Source organism: Ferrovibrio xuzhouensis (assembly GCF_042648965.1).
Classification (GTDB): Bacteria; Pseudomonadota; Alphaproteobacteria; order Ferrovibrionales; family Ferrovibrionaceae; genus Ferrovibrio; species Ferrovibrio xuzhouensis.
Genome location: NZ_JBHRYJ010000002.1, coordinates 719,649 through 734,538 on the forward strand (window position 1 = coordinate 719,649; position 14,890 = coordinate 734,538).

A 14,890-nucleotide genomic window follows, 5' to 3' on the forward strand; every position below is an offset into this window, starting at 1 on the left:
AGGTGGCAAGAACGCGATGGCCGAACGCAAGGATTCCGCCATCGCACGACGCGACCAGCGGTCAGCTGCAGGCTTTCACCGTGGCGGGCTTGACGCCCTGGCAGACGACATCCTTGGTCACCCAGCCGGCCTTGATGACGACATCGAGATTGTCCTTGGTGATCGGGATTGGCTTCAGCAGACGCGCCGTCATCTTCACCTTTTTCGGGCCGTCGGCGAAGCTTGTCGAGTTGGGAATCTCGGACAGCTTCTTGCCGCCGGCCAGTTCGATGGCGATCTCGGCGGCGTTGCGGCCAAGTTCGCGGGCATCCTTCCAGACCGAGACGGTCTGTGTCCCAACGGCCACGCGGTTGAGCGCCGCCTTGTCGCCGTCCTGGCCGGAAACCGGTACGCTGCCGGCCATGCCCTGGGCGGTCAACGCAGCCACGACGCCGCCAGCGGTGCCGTCATTGGAGGCGACCACCGCATCGACCTTATTGTTGTTGCGGGTGAGGATCTGCTCCATGTTGCGCTGCGCGTTAGCCGGCAGCCACTGGTCGGTATAGGCCTCGCCGACATTCTTGATGTCGCCCTTGGCGATGGCATCCTTCAGCACGTCATTCTGGCCGGCGCGCAGGAAGTCGGCATTGGGGTCGGTCGACGATCCCTTGATGAACACATAATTGCCCTTGGGCCGCACCTTGTAGACGGCGCGGGCCTGCATGCGGCCGACCTCGCGGTTATCGAATGTGATGTAATAGGCGCTCGGCACCTCGATCAGGCGGTCGTAGCCGACCACCGGGATGCCTTCCTGCGTCGCCTTTTCCACCGCCGGGCGGATCGCGTCCGAATCCTGGGCCAGGATGATCAGCGCTTTGGCACCCTTGGCGATCAGGCCCTCGATGTCGGTGAGCTGCTTGGCCGGCGAGGACTGCGCATCGGCAGAAATGTAGGAGCCGCCGGCCTTGGCGATGGCCACCTTGATGGCGGCCTCGTCGGTCTTCCAGCGCTCTTCCTGGAAGTTCGACCATGACACGCCGACCACCGGCCCCTTGGCCATGGCGGCGCCGGCGACGAGGACAGACAGCGCCGCACAGGCGGCGACGGAAAGCAGTTTGGTTCTGAATCTCATGGTTTCCTCCTTGTTGGGCATTATGGTCCTGCCCTGTTGGCTTCCCGCCTTTGTAGACGGGTCGTTCCTGACGCAAATGCGTTGCGCGGTGCCTTGGTCACTCCTTCAATTCATATTGTCGCGCATGATGATTTCGATGCGGATTTTCTCTTGTGCCGCCTGGATGGCCTCGCCGGAGCACAGGCTGAGCAGTACCCGTGCCGCCGAGCGTGCCTCGTGCCCCGGATCCTGGTGCACCAGGGCATCGACGATGCCGAGAGTGAGGAAGCGGCGGGTTGCCGGCATCGATTCATGGGCGATGAACAGCACGCGCTGCGGCCGCGCATCGTCGGTCAACGCCGCGGCGATGCCTTCCGGCCCGGCGCCGATATTATAGATGCCGACGAGATCGCGATGCGTTGCCAACATGCGGCGGGCAATGGCTGCGTTGCGGGCCGGATCGTCGCGGCCTTCCTCCGGGCCCAGCACCTGCAGATGCGGATATTCGCCCGTCATCACCTGCATGAAACCGGACAGGCGCTCGGCATGGTCGCGCAGCGCGAACGAACCGGCGATGATGCCGACCTTGCCCCGGCTCCCACCGAGGAACCGCCCGAGCAGCGACGCCGCCGTGCGCCCGGCCGCTGCATTGTCGATGCCGACATAATGGGCGCGGCGGGAATTCGGTGCATCCGAGACCAGGGTCACCACATGCACGCCGCGAGCCACCAGGTCGTCGATGGCAGCGCGCACCAGCGGATGGTCGAGGGCGACCACCGCCACACCGCTATAGCGGTCACCGAAGCCATTCAGGGTGGCGGCGAGCACGGCTGGATCGAACACGTCGGTCTCAATCACTTCGGCGATCGCCCGCCGCGCCGCCAGCCAGCCCTTCGCCTCCTTCAGGCCTTCGCCGATCTGGTGCATGAAGACGTTGCTGCCGCGCGGCATCACATAAGCGAAGCGGAAGCGGCGCGCCCGGGCCAGTTCCGCCGCCGCGGCATGGGGGCGGAAGCCCAACTGCTCCACCGCATCCTGCACCCGATGCATGGTGGCGGCGCGCACCCCGGCGCGGCCATGCAGGACGCGGTCGACGGTGGCGAGGCTGACTCTGGCCAGGCGGGCGACGTCTTTCAGCGTGGCAGGCAAGGTGTCGTTGTCCATTGGCCCCATGCTGCCTCAGAATATTGAGGTGCGCAACTCAAGTGTTATTGTATAGGATAGCGAATGGGTTGTTCGCACACAGCTAACGGGGATCATAATATTGAAAATAATGGAATAATATCAACAGAACACCGTTGGTATGAATGATGTTCGCACCTCATATGGAAATATTGCGAAGGGCCAGGCCATGCTGACGATGGCCGCCCTTGTCCTGCAGGAGGACCAAGCCATGATCTTGACTGCGAGCTATCCCAGCCTCAGGGGCCGGACCGTCTTCATCACCGGCGGCGGCAGTGGCATCGGTGCCGGGCTGGTGGAGGCCTTCGCCCGGCAGGGTGCGAAGGTCGGCTTCGTCGATATCGCCGCGGCACCGAGCGAGGCCCTCGTCGCGCATCTCGGGACGCAGGTGGAGACGCCGCCGCTGTTTCTGCCCTGCGACATCACCGACATCGCCGCCCTGCGCCGTGCCATCGAGACGGTACGCGACCGGCTCGGGCCCATCGGCGTGCTGCTGAACAACGCCGCCAACGACCAGCGGCATGCTACGCTCGAGGTGACGCCCGAATACTGGGACGAGCGGATCGCGGTGAATCAGCGGCCGCAATTCTTCGCCGCCCAGGCGGTGATCCCGCAGATGCAGGCGCGCGGCGGCGGCTCGATCGTCAATTTTGGATCGGTGAGCTGGATGCTCAAGCAGGGCGGCATGGCCGCCTACACGATGGCGAAGGCGTCGATCCAGGGCCTGACGCGGTCGCTGGCGCGGGATTTCGGCCGTGACAATATCCGGGTCAATACCCTGGTGCCGGGCTGGATCCTCACCGAACGGCAGGTCGAACTGTGGCTCAACAAGGAAAACGACAAGGGTCGCCGCGAAGGTCAGTGCCTCGATATCCGCCTGCAGCCTGGCCATGTCGCTGCCATGGCGCTGTTCCTGGCCGCCGACGACAGCGGCGGCTGCACGGCGCAGGATTTCATCGTCGATGCGGGCTGGACCTGAGCCTTATTTCCAGATCGGCCGGCCCGCGCCGGGCAGGCCGAGACGGGGCCATTTCTCGGTTACCGTCTGCACGATGTCATCGGACATGCGGATTTTCTCGCCCCATTCGCGCTTGGTCTCGGGTGGCCATTTGTTGGTGGCGTCGAGCCCGATCTTGCTGCCCAGCCCGGACTCCGGCGAGGCGAAGTCGAGATAGTCGATCGGGGTATTCTCGATCACCGTGATGTCGCGGGCCGGGTCCATGCGGGTCGAAATCGCCCAGATCACGTCGGTCCATTTTCGCGCGTCGATGTCGTCGTCCACCACGATCACCCATTTGGTATACATGAACTGGCGAAGATACGACCAGACGCCGAGCATCACCCGCTTGGCATGGCCGGGATAGGCTTTCTTCATGCTGACCACGGCGACGCGGTAGGAGCAGCCCTCCGGCGGCAGCCAGAAATCGACGATCTCGGGGAACTGCTGGCGGATCAGTGGCACGAAGACATCGTTCAGGGCCTCGCCCAGCATGCTGGGCTCATCCGGCGGCCGGCCGGTGAAGGTGCTGAGATAAATGGGTTTCTTCCGCCTTGTGATGGCGGTGACGGTGAAGACCGGAAACGGCTCGACCGAGTTGTAATAACCGGTGTGGTCGCCATAGGGCCCTTCCGGCCGGTAGTCGTCGAGCGACACATGGCCTTCCAGCACGATCTCGGCTTCGGCGGGAACCTTCAGCGGCACCGTCTTGCAGTCAACGAGTTCGACCTTCTTGCCGCGCAGCAGTCCGGCGAACTGGTATTCCGACAGCGTATCGGGCACCGGCGTTACCGCGGCGAGGATGGTGCCGGGATCGGCGCCGATCACCACGGCGGCGGGGAAGGGCTCGCGTTTGCCGGCCTGCATCCAGCGCTGGTGCTGCTGGGCGCCGCCGCGATGCTTCAGCCAGCGCATCAGGGTCTGGTTTTTGTTCAGCACCTGCATGCGGTAGATGCCGAGGTTGAAGCGGTCGGCACGGTCGCTTTTCGACGGGCCCTGGGTGACCACCAGCGGCCAGGTGATCAACGGTGCCGGTTCGCCCGGCCAGCACATCTGCACCGGCAGGCTGCCGAGGTCGATGTCGTCGCCCTGCAGCACGACTTCGTGCACCGGACCGTTGCCGACGGTTTTCGGCTGCATCGCCATCACAGTTTTCAGCAGCGGCAGCATGCCGAGCGCCTCGCGGAAGCCGCCGGGCGGTTCCGGCTGGCGCAGGAAGGCGAGCGTCTCGCCGACCTCGCGCAGCTGCGCCGGCTCACGGTCCATGCCCCAGGCGACGCGTTCGACGGTGCCGAACAGGTTGACCAGCACCGGGATGTCGCTGCGGCGACCGTCGGGCAGCACGGGATTTTCGAACAGCACCGCCGGGCCGCCCTCGGCCAGCAGGCGGGTCTGGATTTCGGTCATCTCCAGCGTGGTCGCCACCGGCTCGGTCACCCGCACCAGCCGGCCGCGCGCTTCCAGTTGCGTCATGAAATCGCGGAGCGAGGCATAGGGCATGTCAGGCCTTCCGGGTTCTGGTCGTCGCAATATAGAGGCCGGACAGCACCAGCGCAGCCCCGATCCAGTGATAGGCGGCGACCTGTTCGCCGAGCAGCAGCCAAGCCAGCAGCGAGGTATAGACCGGCGCCAGATACAGGATCAGGCCACCCTTCGAGGGGCCGAGATGCCTGGTGATATAGCCATGGGTCGCATAGGCGCCGACGCCGGGCACCAGGATCAAGGTGGCGATGATCGCCAGTGTGCGTGCATCAGGCGTGGCGGTACCGACATGGGCCATTTCCCAGCCGAGGAAGGGCAGCAGCACGATCACGCCGGCGAAGGAAATGGCGGCCAGCCGGCCGTTGATGCTGAGGTTTCCCGGCCAGCGTTTCAGCAGCACGGAATAGAGCGCCCAGGCGGTGGCGGCCACCAGGATCATCAGGTCGCCCGGCACGAAGCGCAAGGTCAGCAGGGTTTCCAGATGTCCCTTGGCGACGATCAGCAGCGTGCCGCCGAGCGCCAGCGCGGTGCCGGCCAGCTGGCGGCGCGACAGCCGCTCGCCGAACATCGCCCGCGTCAGCAGGATGATGATGACCGGCGAGACCGCGTAGATCAGCCCGATATTGGTGGCGGTCGTCGTCTTGCCGGCCGCGTAGACCAGCGCGCCGCAGATGCCCATGCCGAGGCCGCCGAGCACCAGCAGTTTGGGCGCGTCGCGCAGCACGGCGCGGCGCTGGCGCCACAGCTCGGCGCCGCAGAAGGGCAGCAGCAAGACGCAGACGCCGAGCCAGCGCCAGACCGCCAGCGCCACCGGCGGAATGAAGTCGGCGGTGTAGCGCGCCAGCAGCATGTTGGTGGCGAACATGGCCGGCGTGACGAACAGCAGGATCTGGGCGATCTGCTGCTCGCGGCTGCGGCCGAGAGGGGCGGACGAGGCGGTTGTCATCAGGCGCGGAGATTAGGCTGCGGGGCCGGCGCTGACCAGTGCTTGACCGGCCGCCGGGCGACGCGTAAGTCCTTGGCATGCGCCAGTTTCCTGCCGAGTTTGCCGACCTGCTGACCGCCCGCGGCGCACGCCTGCTGGCCGGCCGGGATGCAGCCGCCGGCGCCCTGGCCGATCCGCGCTGCCGCTTTCTCGCGCTGTTCGGCCTGATCGACAGGCGGCAGGCTGCCGCCGCGGCGACGCTGCTGGATCGCCTGCTGCTGCCGCACCTGCGGCCGATGGCCCGGCCGATCCCGCCGGAGACGATCTGGGAGGAGACGCGCAATTACGCCGAGCACCTGCCCAAGGCGATGCGGCAGCAGACCGCCCATCTCGACAATCGCCGCTCGGCCGGCTTCCGGGCCGCCGAGGCCGCCGGGCTGATCGCCATGCTGCGCTCCGACAGCTACCGCGCCTTTGCCGGTGCGCTGGCCGGTGCGCCGCTGAAACGCAAGTATGGCCTGCAGGCGCTGGCCTACAATGCCGGCGATTATGCCGGGCCGCATACCGACCATCATCCGGAAGAGCCCGATGCCGCGCGCGGCTATTTCGACATGCATGTCAGCTTTGCCACGCCGGGCCTGCGCGACCAGTATCTGGTCTATGCCAGGGCCGGGCACCTGACCGAGATGGTCGATGTGGCGAAAAGCGGGATGGTCACGGCCTACCGCCTGCCACTGTGGCATTACACCACGCCACTGCGGGCAAAGCCGGGCTTCGAGGCCTCGGCGCGGCGCTGGGTGCTGCTGGGGACCTTCCTTTATGCCGACCCGGCCGATGGTCAGGGCCGGCGGCGGCCGGCTTAAGGCGCGAGATAGCCGCGCTTCGGCGCCGGCGGCAGCGTTCCGCCGGCTTCCTTGACCGCGCGGATATAGGCGGTTTCCGATTTGTAGGGGCCGAACTTGCGAAACTCGTCGGCGTCGCAAGGCTTCAGGCTGCCGTCGGAATGCGGCATCACCTTGAAATAGCCGCCGTCGCGACCGATCACCGGGATGAATTTTTTGTGGCGCGAGAAGACCCGCCGCATGCTGGCGGAATGGTCCTTCATGGTCTCGAACTCGTTCTCGTCGAGTTTGAAGATGCGCTCGAAGGTGGCGATCATCTGCTCGACGAAGCTGCGCTCTACCACCTGCATGTTGGAAATGATCCAGCAGCGGTCTTCAAAGACCCAGTAATAGGTCAGCCCGACGAATTCACCCTGCTTGTTGATATAGGGGAAGAAGGGAAACGAGCGGCAGGCGATGGTGCGGTTGTCGCGTTCGCAGAAGGCAGCCCCCTTGCACTCGACAGCGCAGGAAGACCGCGGCAGGTCGTTGACGATCTTGCGCGCGGCGGCATCGTTCGGCTTGTAACGGAACCACAGGTCGGTGCGGCTTTTCAGCAGCTCGAATTCCGCCCGCTCGACCACCGGAATGGCGTTGTCGGTGGTGCAGCAGACCGGCTGGCCGTTGTTCAGCGGGGCGCATTTGCGGCCGCAATCGACCTTGGCGAGATTGGCGTCGTAGCCGCGATAGAGTTTCGCGAAGTCCTGCGGGGTGATTCGGTATTTGGTCATGGGCGGACCTTACGCGGAGCGCCCGCCGGCGCCAAGTCCGCAATCATGGGTCCGGTCAGCCGAGCAGGAATGCCGCGAAAATGATCAGCCCGGCATCGCGGTTGGCACGGAACTTCACCAGGCAGTCGTCGCTGTCGTCGGGTTTCAGCGTCACGGTCTGCCAGGTGAAATGCACGGCTGCGGCGCCAAGGCCGGCCCAGAACGGCCAGTGCAGCCCGGCGAGCCCGCCGGTCACGGCCAGGCCCAGCAGGGTGAGGTCGAAAAACCCGGCAATCCACCAGCGAGCCCGCCGGCCAAACAGTCGGGCGGTGGATTTCACCCCGATCAGGGCATCGTCTTCCTTGTCCTGCAGGGCATAGATGGTGTCATAGCCCAAGGTCCAGACAATGCCGGCGGCATACATGGCCAGCGTCGCCCAGTCGAGCCGGCCGGCCACCGCGGCATAGCCGAGCACGGCGCCCCAGTTGAAGGCGAGGCCTAAGAAGAACTGCGGCCACCAGGTGATCCGCTTCATGAAGGGATAGACCGCGACGAGGCCGAGCGAGGCGATGCCGAGCAGGATGGCAAGGTCGTTCATCTGCACCAGGATGGCCAGCCCGACCAGCGACTGCGCCACCAGCCAGATCCAGGCCTGCCGCACGCTGACCTGTCCGGCCGGGATCGGCCGCAGTCGGGTACGGGCGACCCGGCCGTCGAAATCGCGATCGACGATATCGTTGAAGGTGCAGCCGGCGCCGCGCATCACCAGGGCGCCGATCCCGAACAAGAGCAGCAGATACCAGTCGAACGGCTGGCCGGCGGGGTGGGCCAGCGCGAGGGCCCACCAGCCGGGCAGCAGCAGCAGCCAGGTACCGATCGGCCGGTCGAGCCGCGACAGCCGGGCATAGGGCTGCCAGGCGGCCGGCAGCCAGCGCGCCACCCAGTGGTCGGGCAGGGCGTCAGCCGGGGCGAGGTCCGGACCGGGCGGGGTGACTTCGGGGTCGGGCTTTGCCATAACGCTCGTGTAGTCCCTCTGATCCCGGCCGACAAGACCGATGACCGCACCCGTCAAAGCCCGCCTGTTCGTTGCCGCCGATCTGGCCGCCAGCCTCGCCGTCGATCTGCCGGCCGACCAGGCGCATTACCTGCGCAACGTGCTGCGGCTTGCCGCGGGCGATGCGGTGGCCCTGTTCAATGGCCGCGATGGCGAATTCCGTGCCGCGATCGCGCAGGCCGACAAGAAGGCCTGCAGGCTGCAGGTCGGCGAGCAGTTGCGGCCGTTCCGCGCGTCGTCCGATCTCTGGCTGTGCTTCGCGCCGATCCGTCAGGGTCGCATCGAGATGATCGTCGAGAAAGCCACCGAGCTTGGTGCCGGCCGGCTGCAGCCGGTGCTGACCCGGCGCAGCCAGGTGACCCGGGTGAATACTGAGCGGCTTGCGGCCCATGCCCGCGAGGCCGCCGAGCAATGCGAGCGGCTCGACCTGCCGGCCATGGCCGAGGCGATTTCGCTGGAGAAACTTCTCGCCGACTGGCCGGCCGGGCGGCGGCTGCTGTTCTGCCAGGAACGCAGCGACGCACCGGCGCTGCTGGCGGCGGTCCAGGCCCTGCCGCAGGATGTGCCGCTTGGCATCCTGACCGGCCCGGAAGGCGGCTTCGCGCCGGAGGAAATGGCGGCGATAGCCCGCCTGCCGCAAGCTCTGCCGGTCAGCCTCGGGCCGCTGATTCTGCGGGCCGAAACGGCGGCGATTGCGGCCTTGGCGATTGTACAGGCAGTGCGGCAGAATTGACCCGTCACCGTCCTGTCATCGGGCCTGTCATCAGGCCGCGGTACCGGGATACTGGACAAGCGTCTTCGCGTGCCCCATATGCCGGAAGCTGACATTCGCCAGCCGCCCCAAGTTCCGTCACGATAACGATAATCATTCGAGGTAGTCATGTCCGGACCGGCCCAGGCGCCCGAGACGCCGATCACGTCCAAGGCGCAGCTTGTCGAGTATGCGGCCGAGGGTGGCCGGCCGGCAGCAGACTGGCGGATCGGTACGGAACACGAGAAATTTGCCTACAGCACGACGGATTTCCGCGCGCTGCCCTATGACGGCGAGGCCGGCATCAAGCGGCTGCTGGTCGAACTGCAGCGCTATGGCTGGTCGCCGGTCTCGGAAGGCAACAACGTCATCGCGCTGCTTCAGGATGGCCAGTCGATCACGCTGGAGCCTGGCGGGCAGTTCGAGCTGTCAGGCGCGCCGCTGGAGACCATCCACCAGACCTGTATCGAGGTGAACACCCATCTGAAGCAGATCCGCGAGATCGGCAAGGAAATCGGCATCGCCATGATGGGCATGGGCTTCCAGCCCAAGTGGCATCGCGACGAAATCCCGGTGATGCCCAAGGGCCGCTACGGCATCATGAGGTCCTACATGCCCAAGAAGGGCAAACTCGGCCTCGACATGATGTTCCGCACCTGCACGGTGCAGGTGAATCTCGACTACGCCAACGAAGCCGACATGGTGCAGAAATTCCGCGTCGGTCTCGCGCTGCAGCCGCTGGCCACCGCGATGTTCGCCAGTTCACCGTTTACCGAGGGCAAGCCGAACGGCTTCCTCAGTTACCGCAGCCAGATCTGGACCGATACCGACGCCGACCGCACCGGCATGCTCGGTTTCGTCTTCGAGGATGGCATGGGCTTCGAGCGCTATGTCGACCACGCCCTCGATGTGCCGATGTATTTCGTCTATCGCGACGGCAAGTATATCGATGCCTCGGGCCAGAGCTTCCGCGACTTCATGGCCGGCAGGCTGCCGGCCCTGCCCGGCGAACTGCCGACCCTGCGGGACTGGGCCGATCACATCACCACTCTTTTTCCGGAAGTGCGGCTGAAGCGCTATCTCGAAATGCGTGGCGCCGATGGCGGTCCGTGGTCGCGGCTATGTGCCCTGCCGGCCTTGTGGGTCGGGCTGCTGTACGACGCCGAGGCGCTGCAGGCGGCTTGGGATCTCTGTGGCGACTGGACGGCGGAAGAACGGCTGATGCTGCGCGCCGATGTGCCGAAATACGGCCTGCACACGCCGCTGCGCGGCCGGCCGCTGCGGCATTACGCCGCCGAGATGCTGAAGATCGCGCAAGCAGGTCTCAAGGCCCGCCACCGGCTGTCGCCGGCCGGCGAGGACGAGACCCATTTCCTCGAGCCGCTGGTGCGCATCGTCGAGTCCGGCGAAACCCCGGCCGAGGCCTTGCTGAAACTCTATCACGGCCGCTGGAACCGCTCGGTCGACCCGGCGTTTACCGAACTCGCCTACTGAACGGCCATCTAACCGGTGGCGCCTATTGCGTGGCGGCTGGCGATCTGGCCAGCCAAGCCTTGAGGCGCACCGGATTGTAGAGGGATCGCGGTCCGGCATTGGCGAGTGCTGCCGGCGGCGCGGCGACGGCCTCATGCAGGGCCGCCAGACGGTCGCGGGCGGGGCGCCACTTGCCCTCCACGGCCAGCCCGGCAATCTCCTCCAGACCGCGTGACCAGCCCTCGACGATGTCGCGGGCCGCGGCGAGGTCGTCGCCATCCAGTCGCTCATGAATGAAGCCGAGTTGTCCGCGGACCATGGTGGCGATAGTGCCGGACAGGGCGGCATTTTCTTCGGCCAGCGGCACGGCCAGGGTGTTCAGGTGGCGGCCAATATCGGCGAGGTCGCCGGCCATGGTCACCGGCCGGTCGACCACGGTGGCCGGCTGCAGGGTCTCCTGATAGGCGACCAGGGCATCCAGCAGGGTGGGGTTCGGTTCGTTGCCGCCGAATTCGGTGACGATCACCCGGCGGGTGAACTCGCGCAGCGATGCGCTGCGGCGGTCATGGCCCAGCCGATCCTTGCTCTTCACCCCGCGCAGGCTGGGGATGGTCAGCGGATCGTTGCGATGATTCTCGCCGCGATTGTTCCAGAACGCCTGGGTCACGTCGATGCGGCCATGGGCATCGGACAGGCCGGGAATGAAGAAGTCTTCGTTGGCAAAGCCGTTCGGGTGGCAGGCCTGGCAGGACAGGCCGGCCTTGCTGGCGGTGCCGCCCAGCACCATGGGCGAGCGGAAGGCCAGCCGGCCGTATTCGGCATAGAAGCTCTGTTGCACGCCGCCGCCCTGCATCTCTTCGGGATGCAGGCTCAGCGCATCGAGCGACAGGCTGCCGGGTGGCAGCCATTCCCGCGCCCCCGACAGCGACTGCGCGCCGGCGGCAGCGGGAATCGACAGCAACAGGAAAAATGCGAAAGCTGCGGCGGTGTCAGCCCTGCAGGTCATCCGCGGTTTTCGGCAGAGCATGATCCATCTCGCGCGCCGGCTGTTCACAGCCGCAATCGCCCAGCAGCCTGGCCGGCACGCCGGCCGCCGTGCAATGCGCCGGCACCGGAATCAGCACCACGCTGCCGGCGCCGATCTTGGCACCTTCGCCGATCTCGATATTGCCGAGGATATTGGCGCCGGCGCCGATCAGCACGCCACGGCGGATCTTCGGGTGACGGTCGCCGGTTTCCTTGCCGGTGCCGCCGAGCGTGACATTCTGCAGCATCGAGACATCGTCCTCGACCACCGCCGTCTCGCCGATCACCACGCCGGTACCATGGTCGATCATGATGCCGCGGCCGAAGCGCGTGGCCGGGTGGATGTCGACGTCGAACACTTCCGAGGACCGGCTCTGCAGCAGGAAGGCCATGGTCTCACGGTTCTGGTTCCACAGCCAGTGGGCGACGCGATGGGTCTGGATCGACTGGAAGCCCTTGAAGAACAGCAGCGGCTTCAGGAAGCCGCGGCAGGCGGGATCGCGCTCGTTCACCGCCACGAGGTCGGCGCGCACCGCATTGCCGATGTCGGGGTCGGCATCCATGGCTTCCTCGACCACTTCGCGCAGGCCGAGCGCCGACAAGGTGTCGGTGCCGAGCTTCTGGGCGAGGATGTAGCTCAGCGCATCCTCCAGCCGTTCGTGGTGCAGGATGGCGGAATGCACCAGGCTGCCGAGTAGCGGCTCGGCTGCAGCCACGGCGACCGCTTCCTCGCGGATCGTCGACCAGACCGGGTCATGCTTGGCAATCTTGTTGGCGGTGACGGCCATCGGGCCCTCCCTCGTCTCGTAGTGGCCTATCTTACGCGGCTTTGGCGGTGCCGCCCACCGTCAATCCGTCGATCTGCAGGGTCGGCTGGCCGACGCCGACCGGCACGCCCTGGCCGGACTTGCCGCAGGTGCCGATGCCGGTATCGAGCTGCAGGTCGTTGCCGACCGCAGTAACCTTCTTCAGCACCTCGGCACCGGCGCCGATCAGGGTCGCGCCCTTGATTGGGGCGCCAATCCTGCCGTTTTCGATCATGTAGGCCTCGGTGCAGGAGAACACGAATTTGCCCGAGGTGATGTCGACCTGGCCACCGCCGAAATTGACCGCGTAGACGCCCTTCTTCACGCCGGCGAGAATCTCGGCGGGATCGCGGTCGCCGGCCAGCATGTAGGTGTTGGTCATGCGCGGCATCGGGCTATGGGCAAAGGATTCGCGGCGGCCGTTGCCGGTCGGACGCATACCCATCAGGCGGGCGTTCATGCGGTCTTGCATGAAGCCTGTCAGGATGCCGTTCTCGATCAGCACGGTGCGCTCGGTCGGCGTGCCCTCGTCGTCGACGGTCAGCGAGCCGCGCCGTTGGTCGATGGTGCCGTCATCGACAATGGTGACGCCGGGCGCCGCGACCTGCTGGCCGAGCAGGCCGGAGAAGACCGAGGTCTTCTTGCGATTGAAATCGCCTTCGAGGCCGTGGCCGATGGCCTCATGCAGCAGGATGCCGGGCCAGCCGGGACCGAGCACGACGGTCATTTCGCCGGCCGGCGCAGGCACGGAGTCGAGGTTGACCAGCGCCTGGCGCAGGGCGTCGTCGACTTCAGCCTGCCAGTGGGCCGGATCGAGAAAGCGGGCATAACCGACGCGGCCGCCGGCGCCGCGGCTGCCGCTTTCCATGCGGTCGCCCTGGCCGGCCACGACCGACACATTCAGACGGACCAGCGGGCGGACATCCTCGACCAGGGTACCGTCGGCCCGCAGGATGGTGACCGCCTGCCACGAGCCGGCCAGCGAGGCCGAGACCTGGCGCACGCGGCTGTCCTTCGACCGGGCATAGGCGTCGATGTCCTGCAGCAGCTTGACCTTCTGCTCGAAGGGAATCTCGTTCAGCGGGTTGGTGTCGCCATAGAGATGGCGGTTGGTGGCTACCGGCGGCGCGCTCATCACGCCGCCATGGCCGGCCCGCACGGCGCGCACCGTGGTGACGGCCCGGGCGATGGCCGCTTCGCTCAGGTCGGAGGCATGGGCATAGCCGGTCTGCTCGCCGGAGACGGCACGCAGGCCGAAGCCCTGACTGGTGTCGAAACTGGCCGATTTCAGCCGGCCATCATCGAAGCCGAAGCTCTCCGATTGGCTGTATTCCAGGAAAAGCTCGCCGTCATCGGCGCCATGCAGGGCATCGCCGACCAGCCTGTCGAGGCGGGCGCGATCCAGTCCGGCCCGGGTGAAAAACAGGTCCTGGGTAACGGAAGCGGCGGTCATGGCTCAATCCCTGGCTGTCGGCGGCGAAATCAGGCTTTGGACTATATGGCGCCGGCCCTGCAGAAAAAACACCCCCGGCCTGCGCCCACGGGATTTTGACCGGGTGTGGCGCTTTGCCGCCGGCGGTCGCCCGGTTTTTCCGGCGGCGTCAGCGCCGCCGGCGATCGCTCTGGCGCAGCAGGTCGGCCATCGCCTCGGGCGGCACCGGCTTGCTGATCAGGTAGCCCTGCAGCTCGCTGCAGCCGACGCCGCGCAGGAAGTCACGCTGGGCGGCGGTCTCGACGCCCTCGGCGACCACTGGCAGATCGAGACCATTGGCCATACCGACCATGGCGCGGACCAGCGCGATGTCGCGCTCGTTGCCAGGCAGGTCGGCGATGAAGGCGCGGTCCAGCTTGATCTTGCGGATCGGCAGCCGCTGGATGTAGCTGAGCGACGAATAGCCGGTGCCGAAATCATCCAGTGCGGCATCGATGCCGATCTCGGCGAGGTCGCGGATCGCCTGCACCGTGGCGTCCATGTTCTGGATGGCGGCCTGCTCGGTGATCTCGATGCCGATGAAGGGGATCAGCGCCGGCTCGGTCTCGCTCATGGCGCGGAAGTAGCCGGGCAGGTCGTCGCGGATGAACTGCTGGCCGGAGACATTGACGAACACCCGGCGCGGCTCGACGCCTTCGGCCCGCCACTTGCGCAGCTGGTCGGCGACGCGGGCGAAGACCCAGCGGGTGATCGGAATGATGCCGCCGGTTTCTTCGGCCAGCGGAATGAATTCCACCGGCGAGATGGCGCCGAGTTCCGGGTGGCGCCAGCGCAGCAGCGCCTCCATGGCGCAGATCGCGCCGGTCGCCGTCTCCACCACCGGCTGGTAGACCAGATGGAATTCCTCGTTCTCGATGGCGGCATCGAGATTCATCGTCAGACGCAGGCGCCGTTCGGCGGCGCGGGTCATCTCCGGGCTGTAAACCCACATTCTCCAAGTAAGTCGCTGATTTCGCTGTCGTAATCGTGATATTTCGCATATAAATCATGGCGTTGACGGCTGCGAGGGGCGCGTTTCATG

At 66.3% G+C, this 14,890-nt stretch carries 14 protein-coding genes; 4 read left to right on the forward strand and 10 right to left on the reverse strand.

Annotation, left to right across the window (positions count from 1 at the left end; all coding sequences use genetic code 11):
• Positions 1-61: 61 nt before the first annotated feature.
• Entirely contained in the window at positions 62-1,111 is a 1,050-nt protein-coding gene (xylF, locus tag ACFOOQ_RS13580; RefSeq protein WP_379727487.1) for a D-xylose ABC transporter substrate-binding protein, read from the reverse strand.
• Between the two features lie 105 nt (positions 1,112-1,216).
• A complete protein-coding gene (locus tag ACFOOQ_RS13585; RefSeq protein WP_379727490.1) occupies positions 1,217-2,254 on the reverse strand; it encodes a LacI family DNA-binding transcriptional regulator in 1,038 nt (345 codons plus the stop codon).
• A gap of 229 nt (positions 2,255-2,483) precedes the next feature.
• On the opposite strand from ACFOOQ_RS13585, the gene ACFOOQ_RS13590 reads away from it, so the two are divergent.
• Positions 2,484-3,251, forward strand: a complete 768-nt coding sequence (locus ACFOOQ_RS13590; RefSeq protein ID WP_379727492.1) for an SDR family NAD(P)-dependent oxidoreductase — start codon at positions 2,484-2,486, stop codon at positions 3,249-3,251.
• 3 nt (positions 3,252-3,254) lie between these two features.
• Here the strand turns inward: ACFOOQ_RS13590 and ACFOOQ_RS13595 are convergent, their stop codons facing one another.
• Positions 3,255-4,769 (reverse strand): UbiD family decarboxylase, encoded by a 1,515-nt coding sequence (locus tag ACFOOQ_RS13595; RefSeq protein WP_379727495.1) that lies wholly within the window; start codon positions 4,767-4,769, stop codon positions 3,255-3,257.
• A gap of 1 nt (position 4,770) precedes the next feature.
• Complete coding sequence (locus ACFOOQ_RS13600) at positions 4,771-5,697, reverse strand: DMT family transporter (protein WP_379727498.1); 927 nt, start codon at positions 5,695-5,697, stop codon at positions 4,771-4,773.
• 77 nt (positions 5,698-5,774) lie between these two features.
• On the opposite strand from ACFOOQ_RS13600, the gene ACFOOQ_RS13605 reads away from it, so the two are divergent.
• Complete coding sequence (locus tag ACFOOQ_RS13605; protein ID WP_379727502.1) at positions 5,775-6,539, forward strand: hypothetical protein; 765 nt, start codon at positions 5,775-5,777, stop codon at positions 6,537-6,539.
• Here the strand turns inward: ACFOOQ_RS13605 and ACFOOQ_RS13610 are convergent.
• Both ACFOOQ_RS13610 and ubiA read right to left on the reverse strand, forming a co-directional pair.
• A complete protein-coding gene (locus ACFOOQ_RS13610) occupies positions 6,536-7,288 on the reverse strand; it encodes a hypothetical protein (RefSeq protein WP_379727505.1) in 753 nt (250 codons plus the stop codon). The genes ACFOOQ_RS13605 and ACFOOQ_RS13610 overlap by 4 nt on opposite strands.
• Positions 7,289-7,343: 55 nt before the next feature.
• Positions 7,344-8,282 (reverse strand): 4-hydroxybenzoate octaprenyltransferase, encoded by a 939-nt coding sequence (ubiA, locus tag ACFOOQ_RS13615; protein WP_379727508.1) that lies wholly within the window; start codon positions 8,280-8,282, stop codon positions 7,344-7,346.
• 40 nt (positions 8,283-8,322) lie between these two features.
• Here ubiA and ACFOOQ_RS13620 point away from each other — a divergent pair, with 40 nt between their 5' ends.
• Together ACFOOQ_RS13620 and ACFOOQ_RS13625 are read left to right on the forward strand one after the other, a co-directional pair.
• Positions 8,323-9,054 carry a 16S rRNA (uracil(1498)-N(3))-methyltransferase gene (locus ACFOOQ_RS13620; RefSeq protein WP_379727511.1) on the forward strand — a complete coding sequence of 244 codons (732 nt, stop codon included), beginning with the start codon at positions 8,323-8,325 and terminating at the stop codon, positions 9,052-9,054.
• Positions 9,055-9,201: 147 nt separating this feature from the next.
• A complete protein-coding gene (locus tag ACFOOQ_RS13625; RefSeq protein ID WP_379727514.1) occupies positions 9,202-10,566 on the forward strand; it encodes a glutamate--cysteine ligase in 1,365 nt (454 codons plus the stop codon).
• A 22-nt stretch (positions 10,567-10,588) separates the two neighbouring features.
• Here ACFOOQ_RS13625 and ACFOOQ_RS13630 read toward each other — a convergent pair whose 3' ends face one another.
• From ACFOOQ_RS13630 to ACFOOQ_RS13645, 4 genes are all read right to left on the reverse strand, one after another.
• Entirely contained in the window at positions 10,589-11,506 is a 918-nt protein-coding gene (locus ACFOOQ_RS13630) for a hypothetical protein (RefSeq protein WP_379727517.1), read from the reverse strand.
• Between the two features lie 28 nt (positions 11,507-11,534).
• A complete protein-coding gene (gene cysE / locus ACFOOQ_RS13635) occupies positions 11,535-12,359 on the reverse strand; it encodes a serine O-acetyltransferase (protein WP_379727520.1) in 825 nt (274 codons plus the stop codon).
• 31 nt (positions 12,360-12,390) lie between these two features.
• A complete protein-coding gene (tldD, locus tag ACFOOQ_RS13640; protein WP_379727523.1) occupies positions 12,391-13,830 on the reverse strand; it encodes a metalloprotease TldD in 1,440 nt (479 codons plus the stop codon).
• A gap of 148 nt (positions 13,831-13,978) precedes the next feature.
• Positions 13,979-14,779: a putative bifunctional diguanylate cyclase/phosphodiesterase gene (locus ACFOOQ_RS13645; RefSeq protein ID WP_379727526.1), complete on the reverse strand. Its 801-nt coding sequence runs from the start codon at positions 14,777-14,779 to the stop codon at positions 13,979-13,981.
• Positions 14,780-14,890: the final 111 nt, after the last annotated feature.

Coding starts and splice junctions, on each gene's coding strand:
- ACFOOQ_RS13610 (WP_379727505.1), bottom strand. CDS start 7,288: ATGACCAAATACCGAATCACCCCGCAGGACTTCGCGAAACTCTATCGC.
- ACFOOQ_RS13595 (WP_379727495.1), bottom strand. CDS start 4,769: ATGCCCTATGCCTCGCTCCGCGATTTCATGACGCAACTGGAAGCGCGC.
- ACFOOQ_RS13645 (WP_379727526.1), bottom strand. CDS start 14,779: ATGACCCGCGCCGCCGAACGGCGCCTGCGTCTGACGATGAATCTCGAT.
- cysE (WP_379727520.1), bottom strand. CDS start 12,359: ATGGCCGTCACCGCCAACAAGATTGCCAAGCATGACCCGGTCTGGTCG.
- xylF (WP_379727487.1), bottom strand. CDS start 1,111: ATGAGATTCAGAACCAAACTGCTTTCCGTCGCCGCCTGTGCGGCGCTG.
- ACFOOQ_RS13600 (WP_379727498.1), bottom strand. CDS start 5,697: ATGACAACCGCCTCGTCCGCCCCTCTCGGCCGCAGCCGCGAGCAGCAG.
- ACFOOQ_RS13625 (WP_379727514.1), top strand. CDS start 9,202: ATGTCCGGACCGGCCCAGGCGCCCGAGACGCCGATCACGTCCAAGGCG.
- ubiA (WP_379727508.1), bottom strand. CDS start 8,282: ATGGCAAAGCCCGACCCCGAAGTCACCCCGCCCGGTCCGGACCTCGCC.
- ACFOOQ_RS13620 (WP_379727511.1), top strand. CDS start 8,323: ATGACCGCACCCGTCAAAGCCCGCCTGTTCGTTGCCGCCGATCTGGCC.
- ACFOOQ_RS13585 (WP_379727490.1), bottom strand. CDS start 2,254: ATGGACAACGACACCTTGCCTGCCACGCTGAAAGACGTCGCCCGCCTG.
- ACFOOQ_RS13605 (WP_379727502.1), top strand. CDS start 5,775: ATGCGCCAGTTTCCTGCCGAGTTTGCCGACCTGCTGACCGCCCGCGGC.
- ACFOOQ_RS13590 (WP_379727492.1), top strand. CDS start 2,484: ATGATCTTGACTGCGAGCTATCCCAGCCTCAGGGGCCGGACCGTCTTC.
- tldD (WP_379727523.1), bottom strand. CDS start 13,830: ATGACCGCCGCTTCCGTTACCCAGGACCTGTTTTTCACCCGGGCCGGA.